Source organism: Thalassoglobus neptunius (assembly GCF_007859735.1).
Taxonomy (GTDB): Bacteria; Planctomycetota; Planctomycetia; order Planctomycetales; family Planctomycetaceae; genus Thalassoglobus; species Thalassoglobus neptunius.
The window spans coordinates 56593-76907 of sequence record NZ_SIHI01000011.1 but is presented as its reverse complement, the minus strand read 5'-3'; the positions used below and the strand labels follow the sequence as shown (position 1 = coordinate 76907).

The 20315-nt window shown below is 52.7% G+C and carries 16 protein-coding genes; 10 read left to right on the top strand and 6 right to left on the bottom strand.

The genetic code is table 11. The features are described from left to right. Position 1 precedes the first annotated feature (1 nt). A complete protein-coding gene (locus KOR42_RS16205; RefSeq protein ID WP_231740965.1) occupies positions 2-406 on the bottom strand; it encodes a hypothetical protein in 405 nt (134 codons plus the stop codon). Between the two features lie 223 nt (positions 407-629). Beyond that, entirely contained in the window at positions 630-1532 is a 903-nt protein-coding gene (locus KOR42_RS16200; RefSeq protein WP_146510888.1) for a hypothetical protein, read from the bottom strand. Positions 1533-2048: 516 nt separating this feature from the next. Here KOR42_RS16200 and KOR42_RS16190 point away from each other — a divergent pair. From KOR42_RS16190 to KOR42_RS16165, 6 genes are all read left to right on the top strand, one after another. Further along, on the top strand, positions 2049-2306 hold the full coding sequence (locus KOR42_RS16190; RefSeq protein WP_146510886.1) for a hypothetical protein: 258 nt from the start codon (positions 2049-2051) through the stop codon (positions 2304-2306). A gap of 277 nt (positions 2307-2583) precedes the next feature. Next, complete coding sequence (locus KOR42_RS16185; RefSeq protein ID WP_146510885.1) at positions 2584-3360, top strand: S1 family peptidase; 777 nt, start codon at positions 2584-2586, stop codon at positions 3358-3360. Positions 3361-3362: 2 nt separating this feature from the next. Continuing rightward, entirely contained in the window at positions 3363-4100 is a 738-nt protein-coding gene (locus KOR42_RS16180; RefSeq protein ID WP_146510884.1) for a hypothetical protein, read from the top strand. After that, on the top strand, positions 4101-6032 hold the full coding sequence (locus tag KOR42_RS16175; RefSeq protein WP_146510883.1) for a type IV secretory system conjugative DNA transfer family protein: 1932 nt from the start codon (positions 4101-4103) through the stop codon (positions 6030-6032). After that, on the top strand, positions 6010-6912 hold the full coding sequence (locus tag KOR42_RS16170; protein WP_197441261.1) for a replication-relaxation family protein: 903 nt from the start codon (positions 6010-6012) through the stop codon (positions 6910-6912). Before KOR42_RS16175 ends, KOR42_RS16170 begins: the two co-directional genes overlap by 23 nt. Positions 6913-7536: 624 nt before the next feature. Next, positions 7537-7848, top strand: coding sequence for a hypothetical protein (locus KOR42_RS16165; RefSeq protein WP_146510881.1), 312 nt, complete (start codon positions 7537-7539; stop codon positions 7846-7848). A 163-nt stretch (positions 7849-8011) separates the two neighbouring features. Here the strand turns inward: KOR42_RS16165 and KOR42_RS16160 are convergent, their stop codons facing one another. Further along, positions 8012-8254 carry a hypothetical protein gene (locus tag KOR42_RS16160; RefSeq protein WP_146510880.1) on the bottom strand — a complete coding sequence of 81 codons (243 nt, stop codon included), beginning with the start codon at positions 8252-8254 and terminating at the stop codon, positions 8012-8014. Positions 8255-8486: 232 nt separating this feature from the next. Here KOR42_RS16160 and KOR42_RS27425 point away from each other — a divergent pair, with 232 nt between their 5' ends. From KOR42_RS27425 to KOR42_RS16140, 4 genes are all read left to right on the top strand, one after another. After that, a complete protein-coding gene (locus KOR42_RS27425) occupies positions 8487-8945 on the top strand; it encodes a hypothetical protein (protein WP_231740964.1) in 459 nt (152 codons plus the stop codon). A gap of 297 nt (positions 8946-9242) precedes the next feature. Further along, a complete protein-coding gene (locus tag KOR42_RS16150) occupies positions 9243-9824 on the top strand; it encodes a hypothetical protein (RefSeq protein ID WP_146510878.1) in 582 nt (193 codons plus the stop codon). Continuing rightward, the gene (locus KOR42_RS16145) at positions 9808-10557 is read left to right on the top strand and encodes a vWA domain-containing protein (protein WP_146510877.1); all 750 of its coding nucleotides are present in this window, start codon (positions 9808-9810) and stop codon (positions 10555-10557) included. The genes KOR42_RS16150 and KOR42_RS16145 overlap by 17 nt, the downstream gene beginning before the upstream one ends. Positions 10558-10670: 113 nt before the next feature. Then, positions 10671-11135: a hypothetical protein gene (locus KOR42_RS16140; RefSeq protein WP_197441260.1), complete on the top strand. Its 465-nt coding sequence runs from the start codon at positions 10671-10673 to the stop codon at positions 11133-11135. 10 nt (positions 11136-11145) lie between these two features. Here KOR42_RS16140 and KOR42_RS16135 read toward each other — a convergent pair whose 3' ends face one another. The 3 genes from KOR42_RS16135 to KOR42_RS16125 all read right to left on the bottom strand — a co-directional run bounded on the left by KOR42_RS16135 (position 11146) and on the right by KOR42_RS16125 (position 20303). Then, positions 11146-16437: a DEAD/DEAH box helicase family protein gene (locus KOR42_RS16135; RefSeq protein WP_146510875.1), complete on the bottom strand. Its 5292-nt coding sequence runs from the start codon at positions 16435-16437 to the stop codon at positions 11146-11148. Between the two features lie 168 nt (positions 16438-16605). Continuing rightward, on the bottom strand, positions 16606-17265 hold the full coding sequence (locus KOR42_RS16130) for a hypothetical protein (protein WP_146510874.1): 660 nt from the start codon (positions 17263-17265) through the stop codon (positions 16606-16608). 2 nt (positions 17266-17267) lie between these two features. Next, positions 17268-20303, bottom strand: coding sequence for an N-6 DNA methylase (locus KOR42_RS16125; protein ID WP_146510873.1), 3036 nt, complete (start codon positions 20301-20303; stop codon positions 17268-17270). Positions 20304-20315: the final 12 nt, after the last annotated feature.

The following is a 20315-nucleotide window of genomic DNA, read 5'->3' as shown; positions in this document are numbered from 1 at the left end:
ACTACTCATCCATAATCGCCTCAATCTCTGCACGAGCAATGGAAAGTCGCTGTGAGACATCGTTCGCAGTAACAGTTTCAAGCTCGGCAATCTCGTCTGTGGTGCGACCGGCGAACTCGTGAAGTAGGTACGCATTGCACTGTTCCTGATTTACCTGCTGGAATAGTTCGATTGCTCCGTGACGCTTTCGAGCTCGACCAGTATTGGCCAAGCTAGACGCAAACGTAGTGTCTAGTCCTGCAGAGACTGTGTCAGTGAGATCTACCGTGTGCTCGTCTCTTTCCAAAAAATCATGCTGTGCGGTCTCAAGTGCTAATGCAACTTCCAGCAATATTGCTTTGTCGCTTTCAGCGATCAGGTTGTCGCACACCTCATTGACGATGGCGCGGTTGTCGAGATCGGACAACTTTCTCGAACCTTGAAGATACGGTTCAATCGCGGCGTCCACGAGTTGACGGGTAGCTTCTTCCCGACTGGTCGTTGGGGTTCTGGGCCCATGCGTTCGATGCAACAAGTAACTGACGGGATTATTGGGGTCTTCGAGTGCATCGGAGACTCTTTGGAACACGTCGCCATCAGCCTTTCCGGAGGCGAACTTTACGAGCTCCTTCCATGTGACTTTGTCGTCTTTAGAGCCATTCATAAGGTAGTGCCTCCTCCATCGTTATCCAGATTTCGCCGTAGGACTCAACAAGAGCCTTGATTTGATCCGCGCTCCAGCGTGTACCTGTCGGAAAAAGGTCGTTGGCCTTTCCCGAAATGGAATCTGCTGCAATAACCTCGTCCTCAATTCGCCCACTTTTGATGGCCAACCACCACTCTGGCGTCCTCATGACTAAGTATAGAACAAGAGCCTTCTCGCAGTGTGAACGATCGATCGCAAACAGCGGGTAAGCATTTCGACTTAAATGTTGGCCAGAAGTATCTTCCACAAGTCTTCCGTGTTCGCGGGGATCGCCTTCTGCAAGTGAGTCTTTTGCATCCGTCGCCCAGTCCTCAAACTTCTTGGACAGATTGTTCAGCACTTGCGACGAATCTAGATCAGACTTCTGGTTCAGTTGCTCTGCCAGAACAAGGAACGCAAAAGCATAGGAGTTGACGGTGACGTGACGCCCACGAGGAAATATGGCGTCTTCCGCAGCGAAGGGCATTGACATGTTTTTGAGACTGGCTTCGCTTCCCGAAAACCAACGTTTGACCGTGGTCTGATTGACTATGTATCGCCGCCCGAGCGCAGCCCATGTCTTGTAGTTTTCTTTGGCTAGCTCAACGGGGCACGAATAGACCTGTTTGATGAAGTCTCGATATGCACTGGACACGCTCGAAGTAACGTCATTGTGGTTTTCAGCGAGAGACCCAAACAATTCCGCGGCTTCTTTACGGATCCACTCTAAGTACTGGTCTTGTAATGGATCTGAATCATCGTCTGGTGGAGGTGGCATGCTTCTCGATGAAGCCGGAGGTGGCTCAGGAATACCATCAGCTAGTTTTCTATTCGTCGGATACTTCTCTGGTTCTTCGCTCTGCGTCATTCGGTAGGCCTCGCTTGGTCAAGTAGTGAAGCGGATGGTGCGGGTCGCTCAAAGCTTGCGAGACTCGCTCGGAAACCTCTGCTGTCGCTTTGCCGACAGCGAACTGCATCAGTTCTGGCCACGTGACATCAACCGGTTCGTAGTCCTTCGGTAATTCTGATTGGTTTTCCAATGAAGTAGGGGGAAATGTACCGCGAGCGTACCAGTGTGTTCGCTCGCAGTCAATTTCAGGGCCTCGGGCCTGCGTGTGCGCGAGTCGATTTCAGACCGGGCTTCTAATGCTTCCGTTCGATTCATTTCGCAAATCGAAAGGAGGACGCCATGGCTCGCCTAACGAGTCATCAAACGGCTGCGATTCTTGCTCCCGATATGGAGGTAAGTCGCGGCGTTCGTTTGATTTATTACGACACCGCAGATTAAGCGACGACCGGCATGTTGCTTCCGTCGCTTTGCTTCCCCTCTATCTGATTCGTGATCACAAAGAATCACGAGTCCATTTCATAAAGGAAATCAATCATGTCTCAAGGACCTTCTTGGCGGCGGTCGCTGGGGCTGGTGAGTGTGGCTGTGTTTGCTCATCGGAAAGAAGCCGATGGGCCGGTCAACTACACCATCAGTTGCAATCGTCGCTACTACGACGGAAACGAAAAGTCATGGAAGACGAGTGAGTATCTCGGGCCAACCGAGATCGGTGCAGCGGTGACGCTGTTGAAAGCTGCCGAATCTTTCCTGATCGGAATTCAATCCGATCAGGCGGGAGGACAGCAGTCGTGAAACAGACCATCGCTGAAATCCACGGGTTCAACAGCAAAGCGCTGTGTCAGTGGTGCGGAGGCAACTCAAAGAAAGAGTGCGTCACCGTTTCGTTCAAGGCTGGCTTGCTCGATGAAGCCATCGTCTGCGTCAAGTGTTTGCGGAACGCCTTGCGCGTTCAGTCAATGCAAAAGCAGCCGACCTCGTCGAAGCCGCTCGAAAGTGCAAGCTGACTTCACCATCACCGGCGTGGGCGGCTCACATGAGTCGCCCACGCCTTTACTGAATAGGAATTCAAATGAGACAATTCACATTCTGGATGCTGTTTTGCTCCACCATTCCGCTGTGCAACTCACCAGCGTATTCACAAGAAGCCCAACGGTTCGTTTCGGCTAAGAATCAGGCAACACAAAATCGCTACCTGCGACGAGCGGTGATCAAGATCGAAGATCACACTGAAAACACAAGCGGCAGCGGTTTCTTCATTCGTGAAGACGATCAGGGGCGGAAATACGCTCTCACCAACGCCCATGTCGTCGACCCCGCAAATGACCTGAGAGTCGATGTCTACCCGCATGGAAGCATCAACGTGAAACACGGGATCGAAGTCTTGGCGGAAGATGAAGCTCGTGATCTGGCGCTCATCCGGTTCCGAGTGGAAGCAACAGTCGCTTTCCTACCAGTTGCGACGCGGAGTTCACGAACCTTGCGAGATGATCGCGTAACTATCGTAGGATTTCCTGACGGCCAATTCACTCAACGAAACAAGCGGGTTACGGACCAAGAAATCTGTTCGGGTGACTATGGCCAAAACTTCTTCTACTTGGATTCACGGTTCGGCCCCGGTGGAAGCGGCTCACCAGTCATCGGGTATGACACCAACAATGAATTCCAGATCGTTGGCGTCTACCAAGGATACACGCCAACTAAAGGTGTAGCGTGCTTCGAGATCGAAGAGTTCCTGACAAAGGCGAAGTACCGAATGCTGATGAACGGGAAATCACCGAGTCGGCAAGCGCAGACCGAGATTCACCTTTTGCTCGGGCTGTTGCTTCAAGAAGTAGCGGAGGACTAACCATGAGCGAATTGAATCTCTTCTGGAGATCGATTTCGCTTTGGTTTTGGTTGCTGACGAGGTTGGCGGTGATGGCCGCCATCCTCTTCGGCTCCTTATTCCTGATGCGAACGATCTTTGATCCCGGCGTCCGCCCGTTCGACGCGAACAAGCCGATTGATTTTCCACACGCCAAATACGTCGTTTTGCACGCACCGTTGATTTGCACATTCTGGCTGTCCGCAAACGCGATTTTTCGCACGACGGGACGGAAGACAGCGACGCAGTTCTTCGGAGACGACGTCATGGGATTCTTCGTCAACGCTTTCATTTTTGGACCGATTTTGGGTGCGTTAGTCGTCTGTGTGTTCGGCACTCCGGGATATCGGGCTATCGCAGTCGGCTGGGTCACGGGCATCGCCGCACTTCCGATTCTGCTTTGGATATTGTTCGAGCCGGGAGTCTTTCAATCGTTTGCGAAAGCTGATGAACAGGCTCGCGAAGCGGAACGGAAACGTCGTCGCCACTCGCCTCCGAATTACGAACTGAGGATGAGAATCATCCGCCGCGACTACGAAACGAAGATTCACGACATCAACAGAATGCGAATCGACGAGGAAGAACGCCTCTATCTGCAAGAGTTGGCGGACGGCGAATATCGCGACCGTGTTCGGCAGATCATGTCGGGCGATTACCAGTCTGGAGCTGGACGCGGTTCATCCTCAATTGAATCACTGCTGCAAGATAGCGAGGACAACTAGATGAACACGCAATTCCAACCGCCCGAGAAGATGGGACGAGCAGTCCTTGCAGCGACTCGCGATCCGAATATGGGCGCTGGGGTCATGGCAACCGGTGTTTCCGGTTCTGGAAAGACCAATATCGCCGAATGGGCATTCATTGAGCATCTCAAGGACGGATTGCCCGCTTTGTGGTTCTGTCCGCATGGTGACTCGGCCAAGAAGCTGCGACGCCAGATTTTGATGCTGCCGTCAAGAATTCAGAAGAAGGTGATCTACGTTCAGGCGTCGGACCTGAAACGCATCGCCAGCTTGCGACCGTTGCATGTTGCTCGCGAAGGTTTGGACGAGTTTGAGTATCGGGCTCGTGTGGCGAACCGCGTCGGTCACATGCGGCATCTACTGTTGGCGAGCGTGGGAGAAGGGGAGTCGGGCGTCATCGGCAAACCTCTGTTGCGGAAATGGGCCACGACGTTGCTCACGATCGGATCGATGAGCGGATTGAACGTCGCTGACCTCGTTCATTTGCTGGATGTTCAGAGTCCTGTATTCAAGCTGCTGGTCGAACTGTGCCCAGATGTGGTTGCTCAGGCTCAATTGGCTGAGTTGCCGCACATGAGGCCCAGCGAACGCGAGTTCGAGATTTCCAGCACGCGCTCACGGCTGATGGCACTACTTGAAAACGTCATCATCCAACTGATCCTCGGGCGCTCTGACGACAATGTTTTGAGCATGAACAGCGTCATCAACTCGGGAACTTCGATGATTTTCGATCTCGCGACCGATGGAAATTTGTCGCCGGAAGACCAGCGAATGATCGCGAATCTGTATCTTTCTGAGTTCCTGAACGCGGTGATGGAAAGGCGGTTAGAGGATCGTCGTGATTACTTGTGTGTGCTCGACGAACTGCCGGTGTTCGATCTGAGTGCCCCACTCATCAACAGAGCACTCACCGAGATCAGAAAGTTTCGCACGAAGTTCTGGTTCTCGTTTCAAGGGTCGTCCCGGTTTCCGGGGCGACAGGATAACGAGTTCCTGAACAACATCATAAGTCAGTGCCGAGTTCACCTCTATCTCCAACACGGAGCTAGCGATGCGAAATTCTTCGGACAGGAACTCTCGCTTGCGGATTTCGATCCGATGCGAATCAAGCACGAATTGAAAACTCCGCAACAGTTCTTCGATCACCACGAAATCGTAACGCTCACTGACTACAGCGAGAATGAGCGTGAGCAAACCACGACTGGTGGATCGACCAGCGTTGGGGATTCGTGGCAGAACACCGTTGGAGACACGAGAGGGACTTCATCGAGTGTTCAAGAACAGATTGGACGACTTGGTGAAGTCGTGACAGATAGCATCAGCAGTTCGCGGTCCATCAGCGATTCGACTGGCGGATCGGCGACACACACCGACACTTCATCAATGAGCGTCGGACGCGGCAAATCGCAGTCATGGAAGCAATCACTCGTTCCGGTCTATCGGATTGAGCATGTTATCAGCAGCGTTCAATTCTATTCCTCTGAGGAATGGAATCTAATGACGGCGAAGAAGCTGATCCGATTCAAGCCCGGCGAATGTGCGTTCTACGTCCGTGGAATTGGAAGCTGTTTCGGCAAACTGCCTCTGAGTGTCGATCCACTCGCTCGCACTCCGAAGTCGGCGGTTCGCCGGATCGCTGCACACAACGAATTCATGAAGGCGATTCCGTGGTACGCCGCACCAGATGAAATCGTGGCCGCTCGAAAGCGTTTCCTGAATGAGTTGCTAAACCAGCTTCGCATCGCAGTGAACGATCCGCAGCGATCTGGTTTCTCATCATTACCGGATGGAATCGAGGAACAAAGAGGAGGGGAGTTGATCCTGCCGAATGAATCGCAAGTCGATTCGACGGCGATTCCAAACAACATTGAAATCGAGGAGCCGACCGATGGCACGCCGTGGGAATTCTAAAGGCATCCCCGGCATTCGGCTGCAGGATCGAGATCTGGACATCTTGCGAGAACTGGGGCAAGTGCTGTGGATGGATACTCGACTGATTCAATGCCGACACTTCCACTCCGATCGCACGGGTGAAGCCACTCGTCGCAGACTGCGTGTTCTGGCTGCCAATCGAATCATCGAGTCGTTTGATCTGCAAGTCACGATTCGCCCCGGCGACGGACGAATGCCGAGGTTTCATCGATTGCTTCCATACGCCGCTGAACTGCTCGTTGAATTGACAGGCGTTCCACCAACGAGATTGCTGACCAGTTCGCCACCCAAACCACATACGGTCCAGCATCGTGCCGGAATGGGAGAAACGCTGTTGAGATTTGAGGACGCTCGTGAGATGAAATCGCTTCCTGAATCGAAATGGTTTCTCGAATACGATCGCAGTGAATCCGCCAGCGGAAAATCACCGTTTCACGAACGATTTACGATTTGCTACTCAGTCCTTGATAACGGAGGTAAGTCGCATCGTGTTTGGCCGGATGCACTGTCATCGTTGAACGTTCCAATGAAAGGACAGGTTTCACAACTTGTGCTTGCTTGGGAATTTGACCGTGGAACAGAGACGTTGAAGCAGATCGTTGAAAAACTCGATCCCTATGCGTTGTGGATCGCATCGCGTGGGTATCGCGAACAGTTTCCGTCGTCGGTGGATGTTCGCGTCTGTTTTGTCCTTCCATCGATGCGACGTCTTAAGTCCGTGATTGAAGCGACAAATATGCACCCGGTTGCGAAGTTCTTACGTTTCGTTTCGTTCGATGAATTCACAGCGGATCGGATTCTCAGTGAACCCATTTGGTACGACGCAAATGGGCTGGCAAAACGCATCCTCCCTTCTTGAGCTTGCATCCATCGATCCGGCCGCTTCACGCTTGAGGCGGCCTTTTTCATGCGATCCGAAACCTGTTGCACAACCCGTTGTACATGGCGCTGTAGTAGCCGTTGTACCATGCAACGGCTCTGTATGTTGTGGGTTGTTTCTGTAAGTTGTTTGCCCCCAGTGACTTGGTGCCGAGGCTTTTCCACTCGCGATGCTCGCTTCAAAACCCGGCTGCATTGCAATTGCTGCATAGAGTACGGTCACTCGGGCTCACTACGCTCACCCTCGTATCCCTTCCACGGTCGGTCGATCCACGCCGCGTTTCCGGCAATTCCAATGCAGCCGGCTTCACAGCCGGCACTGCTGCTGTCTGATTCCTGTTGCTCTGCACCTGCGGTTGGATCAACAGCGACAGCAGCACTCGGCCACGGGCCGAGCAAGTCACGCCCACCCGATGTTGGTGTTTGCTGTGGAATGTTTGTTGTTTGCTCCGCAGACTTCGACGAGCAAGAGCCCTCTTGGACGCCCCAATTGTTCATGCCTCCCAACGCCCGTCGTCAAGGTCGCACGCTCTCTTGACGCCGGTGGTCGGCATGACCGGCTGTGACGCCCGCAAGGGCTTTTTGATTCATTCCCATTGATCCAATGGCAAATCTCTCATCACTCGTCAAAGCAGTCTGTGGACTGTCTAAACCGCTGAAGTTGGCGGACGGAACCGCATTACCAGCCAGCACCGCAGGCTGGAAACCGATCGCTGTCACGCAGGATCGTCGGCTGTGTGCCGGTGTGTTCGCTAAAGCAAAACGTCGTCGTAAGCCGGTGTTCCGCATCATCGTGTGGCGAACCTACCGCGACGCCAGCGGTATCGAAAAAGCATCGACAGTCCTGTACCCAGATCAAGTTGATCCAACACTGCGATTGGTCAGCCAACTCAGTGAGCGAATGCCGTCCCAGTAGGGACGGCTTTGCCATGATATCGCTTTGGATGCGGCCCGATCTATCCGACTCGTGTCCGTGCTTCGGCCCGGCCACTCCGCCTCCTGATCGGCCCGCGATCCGTCAGCGTGACATCTTGAAAGGACGGCAATCTCGATGGAGACTGCCGTCAGTTTGCGAACGGTCAACTGCTGACCTCAGCCTCGCGTTCTTCGACGTACCCCTGTGCAAGTTGCAGCACGCGGAGTGCGACGGGAATGTCGGCGAGGCCGAATGATGTGGACGACTTCCACGAATCTCCGTCGCGATAACGTCGCTGAAGATTCACGTTGAGGATGGTCCGTTTACCGCCCTCGGCTTCGTTGGCAAAGATGGATGCGGAAACCAGTCCGATTCGGAAGGTCTTTTCTGGGGAGTTGGATGCCATAGGGCATGCTCCTGTTCAAGAGTTGAAGGACCTGAAAGTTCGCGATCCCCGACAACAGCGTCGAGGTAGATGAGAGTGCCACAAAAGCCCGATTCGCGCAAGCTGTTTTCTGCACCTCGTTAGTTGCCGTCAGATCAATTTCCGCAAACACGGCGACAAGAGGGGACGGGGCGGCTCGGAGCAGGCCGCATTCTCGCGTGTCGGTCCCTTAGCGGATCAAGGGATGCTCGCGGTGCGGCGGTCACCAACGGTTGCTTCGCGAGGACGCTTCGCAACCGGGGACGCCGCAGGCCGATGGCCATCGCTTGGCACCCTTGACCTCGGGCATGCGACACGCAGGATGGGCCTTGCAACCTCGCACGCCATGCAGTTGCACTTTGTTTCTTTCCTCTTTTTCATCATGGCAGACACATCAGACAAGGCTTCGCGTCCAGCCAATAGCGACGCAACACCATCGGCAGAACCTGTGTTCAAAGTCCGCTTCGGCGAAGTATCCGCCGCCGTATTTGCGGACCAAGTTGAGACGAAGGACGGCAACACCTTCACTCGCCACAACGTCTCACTCAGACGTTCGTATCGTGATGCCGATTCGGGTGATTGGAAACACACCAACGTGCTTTCCGAAACCGATTTGCTTCCGGCTGCTGAAGCACTCCGACATTGCTTTTACGAGATTGCGAAACGCAAGTAATTGGTCAACCCTGCCCGGGGAGCATTGCTCCTCGGGCTTTCTTTCAACTGCGATGTTGCCGTGAGCAGCTGCGTCTCCGCTTCGGTCAATCCGCATCCCGGATGACCTGCCGCTGCGACTCAGCGGCTCGACGGTGAAACTTCCTGCGTGGGCGCAAGGCATCTCGAATCGTCTGAAATACTGGTCCTTATCGCATTCGGCAGCTCGTTCCGAACTGAAACAACCGAATGCTGAGCCACTGATTTGAACGCGGCAAATAGTAGGCACTTTCAACCCCCGCGAAACAGGAGAATCGAGATGCCGGAACTACTCCGCAAGTGTATTCCGAAAACAGAACAGGAGTGGCGACTAATGCGTGCCAGACTAGCGTACTGGGCATGGCAGGTCATCACCAAGGCCGTCATGGGCGTGATCTATTTGTCGATTATCTGCGAAGGTATTCGCATGGTGCTGCCGGTCAATCGCCGGCTCAGTGAACTGCCATTTCTGGGGTGGATGGACGACTACGAAGGCACCTACGAACTCGACTTGGCCACGTTAATGTCGATGGCGATGTTGGTGACAGTCTGGATGACGTGGCAGCACCTACTGAAACTTTGGGTGACTGAAAAAGTCGGCTTTGACCGACGCCTTCGCCAACTCAACAACACCGATAGTTTCATGCTCATGCTCGGTGGTTTTCTCCTGTTCGCAGAGAGTTTCATGTTTTACATCGCGGTGACGGAAATGAGTTGGTCCAGCAGCTCGTTCTCATTCACCTCACTGTTTGCCACGATCGCGTACGTGTCGGTCTTGGTTTTTACGATTTTCACCTCTGTCAATCTTTGCGAAAAGATTGAACTCATCGAAAGGGAACCAATCAATGAACAATCCTTCTAAACTCCGAATGACAACTCTGCTGATGTTGCTGCTGGCGATGATGATCTCTGGTTGTGGCGCCCCACGCGACAAATCTCCCGCAGCGGAACCTCAGGTGTTCCAAGGAGCACGACCACAGTCCCGCAACGAGCCAGCCACACGTGTCGTCATGATCCTGATGGACCTATCGGGATCATTCACCGAAAAAATGGCAAATGACGGTGAGGCCTACCAGTTCGCACTTAACGTGATCGATCAGTACTTTCGCTCACAGAGTGGGACGAACGACAATATCGTTCTGGCGCAAATTTCAGGGACTCGGAGGTCGTTATTGTGGGAAGGATCGCCACGACAACTACGAGAAACGTTCCCATCCGCCGATAGTTTCCGCGAGTTCCTGCTGTCGAATGCCGATCCTCGCGGCTCACTGGTTCACGAAGGGATGCGCAATGCGATTGACTACCTGACGCATCACTCCGTTTACGGAACAAGCAACGCAAAAACTGTGACCTTGGTTTTGTCTGACATGGACGACACTAGCTTTGGCGATTCGGAGGAACGCTTGAACAAATCACTGGTTGCGAACGCCCACAACCAAGGTGCCATCGGCATCTACTTCTGTAACCAACTGACGGTCGAAGACTGGAAGCAACGGCTTGCATCGGCAGGCTACATCAACTACGTCGTCGAGTCGGAAATCGTTGGCAAGCCGCAGTTACCCAAATTTGAAGTCTTTCCGCGAACTGTGGAGTGAACGGAAGTAGTCTTTGCGGGAACAGCTACCGTACCTGACCGCCGCCTTTCGCTGTCAAAAGCTTCCCTTCGGGCATCTGCTTTTGACAGCGTCGGCAATCAGATGGCAGCATTGTGTCCCGCTGGGACTCTTACTTCCTTCTCCCTTCACTCATGGAACAAGCGACTCACGGATTCGATGTCTTCAACACGAATCACAACTGTTGTTGCGAGTATTGCAAATCCTACCGCGACAGCGTCCAGCGTCTCGTTGATTCCTTCAGCAGCATTCCCACACGCTGGCTTCAACGGATCGATGAGGACCTTCTCTGGACTCCGATGTGGGGAACGGTGTTCATGCCCACGAATTCAGTCGATATTCGCAACATCGAAGAGTTGCTCGCGCCGATCAGCGACGATCCGAGCGTAGCACCGTCAGGCTGGGATAAAGTCGGCGACACAGGCATCATTGTAATCCAATGCGATGATGAACTCATCCTCGGCATTGACGGAGCCGGCTACGACTTCTACACCGATCATTGGATAAAGCTCTACGATGCCCTTGGCTACGAATGGCACACCCCGGTTCCAGATGCTTGAATCGCGGCAGTTAAAACAACTCCAACTGCGTTTCCGCTGACACGACAACGCTCGCATTGTGTTGTCGAACAGTCGGGGCTGTTGCATCTGGAGTAATATCGACGACTAATGGCTCTGACTTCTTTTTTGCAGGGGAGTCATCTGATTCAGCCAAGGCATTCCCAAGTCGACGGCGAATTCTCGCTGTGATCGGTTCTTCACTGCTCGGTGAAAATTGGGCATTCGGGCGGCGTTCAGTTTCTGCGTGCTTTGGCTCGACAGATGCTTGGGATAGAAGCTGCTGAATACGGTTTGCAAGCTCCTCCGTTGCCAGCGATTCAGTTGCGTCTTCCGGTAGATAGCCAGCGAGTGCCTGCTTGAGCTTGTCGCGAGTTTCGCGAAGCTGTTGCATGTAATTGCCATGCTCAAACGGCTTGTCCGAACTCCCCGCGTAATCCTGTAGTTGCTGTTCGGCCAGTGATCGGTCGCGTATCAGCTTTTCGATCTGTTCACCGTAGCCGTCTGCCAATCGCGTGAGAGCATTCAATACAGCACGTGGACCGGCATTGTCGTTGGAAAGAGTCCGAGTTCGGGAGCATTTACCCTGCAAATAGACTTCGGGACGCGAATAAGGATACAACACAATTCCGAACGCCAGCCCACGAAATTCGCCGATGAGTCTCTGCGTCCGCGACGACACGTGAGCCGGGGTTCGCTGAATCCTGCTGTCCAATGCCTTCACCAAATCATCGGGGTGTGATGAACGTCCGTCGAACGAAATACCATCACTTTGATGAGCATTGATCGTTGTTTCGTCAAGCTGTATGTCTCTAATCCGTTTGCCCAATTGGGCGACCGTCTCGGGTAACTCACGCAATTTCCGGCGAATCAGAAACTGTTCGTCAGTGTGGTTCTTCTTCAACACGCCAAGTCGTTGCAGTTCGGCGTCGGCCTCCGCCAGAGTCAGAACGGCTGGATTGCCCGACGCAATCGCTTTGACTTCCGCAAACGAAAGCTCCTGTCCGCCGATGTCCTCAGCACGGCGTACGCCGCAGTTTCCCGTCATTACCTGAGTGATGAAGCGAGCTTTTGTTTCCAACGCCTGCCACATGAAGGCATCGAACGATCCTTCCGTTACATAACGGTAGATCGCTACTTCTTTGTTATCGTTCCCTTGTCGCAGGATGCGGCCTTCGCGCTGCTCGACCTCAGCGGGCTTCCACGGTGCATCAAGATGATGCAGAGCGACCAGTCTCTTTTGGACGTTGGTCCCAACGCCCATCTTCTGCGTACTGCCAATCAGAACACGAATCGATCCATTGCGAACCCGCTCAAACAGCGATTGCTTTTTGGCATCCGAAGTCGCATCGCCAACGGCTGCAATCTGATCAGTCGGGACTCCGTAAGCGGCCAGCTTTGCAATCACTTCGTCATAGACGCAGTAGCCCCACTTTGTGGGTCGAACGCCCATGTCAGAAAATACGATTTGTGTTCCACTTCGATCAATCGTGGCTTCCCATATGCGAAAGATGTTCGCGACGATTGCGTTTACCTTAGACTCCGGATGGTCAGCCGCCTCGGGAGACAGCAGTCTTGCATCCAGAGCAAGCTTTCTGCCATCGGTCGTGATCGCCAACGCGTTGTCTTCACGAGGGTCAATTCTGGTGGATCGTATACGGTCATATCGCTCAACGAGTTTTTGCTGTAATTCTCGCTGCACTTCCGACATTGGGCACGCCACAATGTGCGGCTTGCCGCCTTTCAGCCGTGGACTAGGCAGGTCAAGTTTTGCCGCAGTTTGCACGTCTGTAAACGACCGGAACATCTGTTGAAGCTCTGGCAGGTTATTGAACCGAGCAAATCGGCTACGTTGCCGCAAAGAGGCTCCATCAGGCGATATCTCCATCGCCTCCACAACTTCGCCGAATGTCGCTGCCCAAGCATCGAAGTGCTCAACGCCACGAGCCGCCAGACCATGTGGATCAAGAAATCGCTGAACTGTGTACATCTCGACCATCGTGTTGCTGATCGGCGTTGCGGTTGAAAACGTAACGCCTCGATTGGCTTGTTGCTCATCAAGGAATCGAGTTTTCATGAACAGGTCGAAAGCTCGTTGGCTGCCGCCCGTTTGAATACCTGCGACACGCTGCATCTTGGTCTGCGTTTCGAGATTCTTGAAGTAGTGTGCCTCGTCGATGAAGATGTGATCCACGCCGAGTTCGTCAAAAACCAACCCATCGTCTTTCTTCGTTTCGGCTGCAAGTTCTTCCAGTCGTGCTTCACGGTTCGCTTTTTGCTTCTCGATCGTCTTAATCAGATTTCGGTGTGGCCGCGATTCATCGGACGCGGCAACTTCCACTAACAACCGTTCGTAGTCTTCAATTTGCTCTCGCAGGAATCGTTGTTGATACGCTGCTGACATTCCAATTCGCTCAAACGAACTATGTGTGACGATTACGCCGTCCCAACTGCCGCTGGCGATACGTGCCGTCAGAAACTTGCGACGATCACGAGCCATATCTTCTTTCGTCGCCATCAGCAAATGGGCATTCGGGTATAGCTGCATAAACTCGCGAGCAAACTGCTCAAGCATATGATTCGGCACGACGTACATTGGCTTCTGCACGATGCCAGCTTCTTTGAGCTTCATGCCAGTTGCAGCCATCACGAATGTTTTCCCTGCACCAACAGCGTGGGCCAGCAACGTATTGCCGCTGCTCATGCACCGCCAAATTGCGTTCTTCTGATGAGCCCGCAACTGCATTACATGGTTCATACCGGGAAACTCAAGATGCGATCCGTCGAACTCTCGCAGCCGAAGATTGTTGTACGTGTCGTTGTAAATGCGAACTAGTCGTTCGGCACGGACAGAATCATCGAACACCCAACTGCGAAACGCTTCCTTGAGCAATTTCTGTTTTTCCTTCGCCGCCAGCGTCTCGTCTTGATTAACGACTCGCCGTTCGCGTCCGTCGTCATCGATTGTGTCATAGATGACAGGCGTCTTCATGTTGAGTGCCTGTTCTAAAAGTGTCGTTCCTTGAATGCGTTTGGTACCGTAGTGTGAAGTGACAGCGACTGAGCGTTCGGTCGAGTAATCGGCCTCTACACTCCACGTCGCATCTTTCGCGACGTGACCAATCCGAACCGACGATGGTTCAACGCCAAAAGCGTCTGCTGAGAACCCTTGAACGACATCGACCGGAATCCACGGCGAACCAAGATTCGCGTCAATGTCACCCGGAAGCACATCAGGCGGCTGCACAAGCTTCAATGCTTCCGCGTTTGTAGAGAATTCTGGACCGGCTTGCTCTGCTTCGGCAAGTTTGACTCGCACATTTCCAGACAAGTACACGTCCGCCGTCTCCCACGTGTCGGCAACTGGATTGCGGTATATCAGATCACCCAACTCAGAGACGACTTCCGACTCCGACTTTTCATACAATCGAGCGATATACGGAACGTCCACCTTGCCATGTCGATCGAGCGAAACGAGCAACCCTTCCTCAGCACTGGCCACGGTAGTGACTGGAGCCTTTCGCCCAACAACATCCTGCAACAGAATCGGTGCTTTGGCGGCCTTTGTGGTGGTTTCGTCATATTCCTCTAGCGACATTACCAGCATCGCGTCGGGATCGTTGCGAAACTTTACGAGGTTTGGCATTCGTCGGATATTCGTTCCCTTCCGCGTTTGACTGAACGTCGTTTTATTGATTGGGCCATATTGGCTGCTGAAATAGTCATATTTGAAATTCAACTCACGCCGCACGCTCTCGCGTTCCGATTCCGGCCAGTTTTCATTTTGTGATTGCAACACGCGACGGGCTGCGTCTCGCAATCCAATCAAAGCCGCCAGCCGTCGGCCTGTTTTACCGCGTCGAGCGTTGATCGGAATGTCGCCGTGCTTCACCGGTTGCGACTCACCGTTGACTTGCTGACAGACCAAACCATTGTCACCGACGAAGAAACTTCCTTCGGTGATGTGATTCAATGGCGGCGGGCGAGCAAAGCGAGGAGCTGTCGCTTCCTGTTGAAACACTGATGTTCGTGACGTATCCGCTTTCGGCAATTGGTCAATAGAATTCGCCAATTGGTCAGCAAGATTGCCGTTAGATCGAATCGAGTAGCCGTCATCGCCGTAGAGTTGTTTTTGAAGCGTCCAGTCTCCCAGCACCACTTCAGGATGCTCAGCGAAATAACGATTGACGCACACAGTCGTACCCTCAACGCTCAACTCCGTCGTTTCCATCCACGACGCATCAACGTGGTTTGGCTTCTGGTCTGCATCTCGTTTGCGAAGCATCACGATGTCAGTCACGACTGACGTACCTTCACGCTGAAACGCTTCAGCAGGCAGCCGAATCGCTCCTACGAAATCTGCTCGCTCAGATACATATTCGCGTGTGGCTCCATTTCGCTTGTCGAGCGTAAACCGAGACGTGACCACTGCCATCACACCTCCGGGCTTGAGAGCATCTATCGACTTTACAATGAAGTAGTCATGCAGCGAATATTTCTGTCCTTTGTGCGTCAGTTTCAAATTGGCAAACGGAACATTTCCGATGACTGCATCGAAACTCTCGTTTGGCAGCCGCGTCTTTTGAAAACCCTCGATCCGAATGTCTTGCTGCGGATACAAAGCACGAGCGAGTCGCCCTGACGTTGAGTCTTGTTCGACGCCGACGAATCGCATCTCCGATGATGCAGCCGCCATGAAGTTGCCCGCACCGCACCCCGGCTCCAAAATAAGTGCATTCTGTGGAACGCCAAGTCGTTCCAATGCCTCAAACATGGCTTTCGTAACGACTGGAGAGGTATAGAACGCATTGAATGTTGTCCGCTTCGCACTCTCATACTCGGAAGGGGATAGCAACTTGGTAAGTTCTTCGCCCATCGAACGCCAGTCGTCATCTTTGTACTGCCCCGTCGTGGGATCGGGAAAGATTCGCAAAGCGACCGGTCCAAATCCTCCGAATCGCTTTAACCGAAGCCGTTCTTCTTCTGACACTTCGCGGTCTTTTTGCCTGATCTCATTCAGAATGCGAATGGCCGCTAAAATATCACGTGCCTTTGCCTTTTCGCCACGTGATGCCAACGGCAACGAAGATTGTTCGCCGTTGACGCGATCGTGCCCGTTCGCTGATTCGTTTTCCGACTTCGCGTGGCCGTTAACTGGAAACAACTGCTCCACGACTTGAGGTCGCACCGCAGCGATTGTTTCACGTACAGCACCGCCTTGAGCAGTCGGGGGCCGATCGTATTGACGAGAGACAGGGGACGCTTCTGAATCGTCCTGAAAACTCAGCCGAAGCTGGCGAGACATAGGAGAGTAAGCGTAGCGCCGATCCGCAAAACTCGCAAATCGAACTGATCTCGCGGAATGTCCAGTCGCCACAATTCGGGTGGGGGATCGTCCACCACGTTTGCCATTCTCGGCTTTCCAAAGCCAATCTTCGACTTAACATAAAGCAACTTATGTTAAGTTGGACGCTCAATTGAGCGAAACAAACGCATGAATCAACTCGATCGTGTTGGTGAGTGCGGTCTGGCTATGCTGCGTGCGATAGTGTCGCGTTCCTTTGATTAACTCATCATCAACCCGCCATCCAAATTCCGAGTCATAGCCTGTTTCAGGGACTGGTTCTCTCGCGAGCGTCTTGCCTACTCGCTCCGCACAAGCGTCTGGGTCACCACAAGTCACGTACCCCGTGACGATGCCGAACGCATGCCGTGGCCCATACTTTCCGCTTGTGAATCGGTTGACGCCATTTCGCACGTATTTCAAAGCCAGAGAATTCTCAGTGCTGGTGATGCGTTTGCACTCCATCGTCAAATAGGTCTCATCATTCATTGTGTACAAGATTTTGATGTCGATGAGACCTATCGGAGTATCCAACTCTGGATCGTCAGACTGAGCTTCCCTTTCAAAGCGAATCTGCGGAACGGGATCAATTTGTTTCTTCGCATCGTTCATCTTCCAGCGAAGCACATTTGTAATTGTATCCTCATTGGTTGTTCGGTCTACACCAGCGTCTGCAATCGTGGCTGGCCAGGCATCGTGCAGAATGCGAAGCACCATTACGACAATGCTCTGCTGGGCTTTGCGACGCACATCGAGATTCAGACGTCCACTTCGGCTGGGGGCTACCAATGCTACGTTCCCCCTCGAAGCAGTTCCTCGAAAATCGAGTCAGCGTCGTCGTACGCTCGTGCACGAGACCAGAATCGCTTCTGAGAGAGCTTCACGATAATGCAATAATCGTCATCGAAGTGAATCAGTGATCGCCGAATTTGGATATTTGACGTAAGCGGTGCGTGAAGAAGTTCAGCTAAACGGGCACTGAAGTCTTCTTTGCAGTTATCAGCTACGCAAACCCCTCGATTTTTGTCACCATCGAAACGAATCACGACGCAGCCAAGATCGGGAAGATTTGCGATGACATCTGCGTTTACTGACAACTCGCCAACGGCCAGATTGCTTCGAACGAACTTAACAATGGTGCTTGCATAGGTCTTCAGATCCTCTTGTTCAGCAAGTGCTATGCTTTCGGATTTACTGCCATGACGAACAAAGTCGAGATCATATTTTATCGTGTCGGTGACGTATTCACGCTGCCATGTTGGTAATCCGTAGAATTCAAAGACGGCATTATCAAGAATGGTTAAATCACTTTCACCACCGGCCTTCTCAAGTGTGCGGAGCACGCGACTCAATGGTCGCACTCCTTCTTTCGCCGTCACATTACGAAAAGGAAGACGATCAAAATCGTTTTGTTCTGCGATTTGCTTGTCGATGCCAAATCGTGTTGCCGTCATGAAGAAGCAATACATGGCGAGCGATGAGTTGATGTAGGCATTCAAGAGATCAAGCCGCCATGCTTCCGATGGAGCGACCGGAACACCGAAATAGGTCCGCGAATAAACTAGGTCGCGATTGCTGACGGCTCCAGTTAGACGATCATCTTGAAAACTCTGCTGTGCCATAAATACAGGTCCCTTGTAAATTTCAGGATCCCTTGCATGTTCCATCGTTTCATATTCAAACGGCGGAAGACTAGCTACTCCTTGTAGGAAACGGTTGATCTGGACGGCTTCAAGCTTGGGCTGACCAATCAACTCAGGCGGAACGGGATTTGGCGACTCAGTTTTCTGAAAACCCCGGTTGAACTTTGTCCCCCAATGTTCGAGCACTTGTTGAGTTGAATCAAAGTTTTCAAACAGCCCCTGAATGATCGCTCGATCCCGAGCCGTGCCATAAGAGGCAATCTTGAAGAGATGCGGTTCGTGTGGAATCCTCTCTACTGGCAAATGATTCAATCGTTCAAGAAACAATTCAACGATGCCATGACTGCGGAACGACTCACTTCGCTCTGCAGATGCAAAGACAACTTGATCGCCCTTCTTGGGCTTTGAATGCTCGGCCACGAAGACCATTGCGGGTTGTTTGGCCGACGGAAACAACTTCTTATCGTGTAACACAGAGAGGTTCAGCATCGCTCGGGCACGGAACTCGGTAAAAAGCTGTTGCTTCGATATGAGCGACTGTCCCTCCTGACTGAAGAAGTTCTTCGCGTCGAGTATCAGACCAAGCCGTCCCGACTTTTGAAGGAAATCCCGGCTTCGCCAAATGAAAGCCTGATCGATCGGTGATCGGAACGGCAGCTCAATCGGAGGATCTTGCTCTTCGCAATACTCAATGTGTGATCGTGATGAAGCCTGTGAGGTTGAACGCCCACCCTTCGGTTTGTTCCAAGGCGGATTACCGACAACCACTGAAAATTGCTTATCTCGAAATGGTTCGGCCTGACTGAACCCGTTCGATGAAAATGCATCGCCAACGAAAAGATTGCGATCTCGCAGACTGTGGCGAAATTTCAAGTGTTCCGCAGAACGGAGCGACGGATCGAGTTCAAACGCCGTCAAGCAAAGACTAAACGCCGCAATTTCGATGGCGGTTTCGTTAACATCAACTCCAAACACCTGTTTGGACAGAACGTTTCTGACGAGCCGTCGTGAGATTTCCTCTCCGCCTGCGATTCGCCGAGCGACTAAACGCCGAAATGCGTCGACTAAAAAGACGCCGGAGCCACATGCCAAATCTAACACCTTCGCATCGGTTGGCAGCTTCTTTGAAAACAAGTGGTCGTCAAAAACCTGCGAGAACACCAAATCGACAAGGTTGACCGGCGTGTAGTGCGTTCCCCTTGCTTTCGCGACATCTTGATCGTCCGCATAGATAAACCGTTCGTAGATCGAACTGATTAGTTCAATTGGAATGACCTCAAAGTCATACTGCCAAAAATCAAACGTCTGCTGACCCGACCGAAGATTCCGCCGCGTGACGATCGCCCGTGCCACATCGAGATGGTTCTTGGCAAACGAATACGATTCATCCTCTTCTCCCGCAGTGGGGGGCGGTGGGAAAAGGTCGCCATTAAACGTATCTCTCATACGTTCAAAGAATGTTCGCGTTTCTCCGACGCGATTCAGTACCTCGCCAAACGTCTTTCCATTGAGTCCATCAAACAGATCAGACGACAGGACTCCGCGAGCCTCAAGATATGCTGTAAAAAGTGTCCGCAGCATCAATCGATGTGCTTGCAGCGGCTTGCAACCGCGATCGGTGAGAATCACTGCAGCCGTCTGTAAATCGTTCGCTAGTTCGACATCGATCCTCGTGTTCTTCGTAATCCGCTTACCCGCACGAGTAGACCAGAACTGACCGCTCTCAAGACTGATCCGATCTAATTCGTAGCGTCGAAGTTGCTCTAAATCGTCGATTGAACAACGGAGCAATTCTGCGGGATGCTGCTCGTTGGTATCAGACTTCGGGGGAGGAGCAAATGCATTAAACACGCGAATTTGAGTCGGTGTAACGACCCAAAGCATTCTTCCCAAGCCGTGATTCCATGCCGTTCGATGCCAGTCGCGAATCTGCTTGGCAGTCGGATCAGCAGCCAAACTCTTCATGTAGATGCAAGGGGCACCATTGATCTCAAAGACATCGGTCACGCCGAGCTTGTCAGGATTGAGAACCGAAGCGTAGCGGAACCGACGATCATCTAGCCCATCACCCGAAGGCCCTGAGCGCAATGCTTCACCGCGAACGAAACCAGCGTCGACACCTGATGTGTCGTAGCCGAGTTCGCCGATGAGCGATTCATATTCCTGAGTTATACCCGTTGCCACCAGAGACCTCGA

Bases quoted from the DNA above. Each gene is read 5' to 3' on its own strand.
- KOR42_RS16200 (WP_146510888.1), bottom strand. From the start codon at position 1,532: ATGACGCAGAGCGAAGAACCAGAGAAGTATCCGACGAATAGAAAACTA.
- KOR42_RS16190 (WP_146510886.1), top strand. From the start codon at position 2,049: ATGTCTCAAGGACCTTCTTGGCGGCGGTCGCTGGGGCTGGTGAGTGTG.
- KOR42_RS16185 (WP_146510885.1), top strand. From the start codon at position 2,584: ATGAGACAATTCACATTCTGGATGCTGTTTTGCTCCACCATTCCGCTG.
- KOR42_RS16180 (WP_146510884.1), top strand. From the start codon at position 3,363: ATGAGCGAATTGAATCTCTTCTGGAGATCGATTTCGCTTTGGTTTTGG.
- KOR42_RS16175 (WP_146510883.1), top strand. From the start codon at position 4,101: ATGAACACGCAATTCCAACCGCCCGAGAAGATGGGACGAGCAGTCCTT.
- KOR42_RS16170 (WP_197441261.1), top strand. From the start codon at position 6,010: ATGGCACGCCGTGGGAATTCTAAAGGCATCCCCGGCATTCGGCTGCAG.
- KOR42_RS16165 (WP_146510881.1), top strand. From the start codon at position 7,537: ATGGCAAATCTCTCATCACTCGTCAAAGCAGTCTGTGGACTGTCTAAA.
- KOR42_RS16160 (WP_146510880.1), bottom strand. From the start codon at position 8,254: ATGGCATCCAACTCCCCAGAAAAGACCTTCCGAATCGGACTGGTTTCC.
- KOR42_RS16150 (WP_146510878.1), top strand. From the start codon at position 9,243: ATGCCGGAACTACTCCGCAAGTGTATTCCGAAAACAGAACAGGAGTGG.
- KOR42_RS16145 (WP_146510877.1), top strand. From the start codon at position 9,808: ATGAACAATCCTTCTAAACTCCGAATGACAACTCTGCTGATGTTGCTG.
- KOR42_RS16135 (WP_146510875.1), bottom strand. From the start codon at position 16,437: ATGTCTCGCCAGCTTCGGCTGAGTTTTCAGGACGATTCAGAAGCGTCC.